1 protein-coding gene is annotated in these 256 nt (G+C 52.0%); it reads right to left on the reverse strand.

The window, feature by feature from the left end; genetic code table 11:
* The coding region (locus tag H8L47_RS29325) for a hypothetical protein (protein ID WP_186957350.1) at nt 1-256 on the reverse strand (256 nt) is incomplete at both ends.

Below are 256 nucleotides of genomic sequence, written 5' to 3' on the forward strand. Positions count from 1 at the left end.
CCGGAGAAGTTGGTGGATTCAATAGCGGATACGCCATTGACAACATTGGATGTCTGGGCCAGTGTCAGGTTGGTGTCGCCAGTGATGACAACTTTGCCTGCTGTACCTGTGTCCATTGGCAGGTTCAGTGTGCCGATGTTGTTGGTGTTGCCTGTGCTGTTGATGGTCAGTGTTTCGTAACCTTGGTTAGCAACGCCTGCAGCGGATGTGCCGGAAACGTTTTGACCAATGTTGACTGTACCAACTTGGACGTCGG

The organism is Undibacterium umbellatum (genome assembly GCF_014284125.1).
GTDB classification, from domain to species: Bacteria; Pseudomonadota; Gammaproteobacteria; order Burkholderiales; family Burkholderiaceae_D; genus Undibacterium; species Undibacterium umbellatum.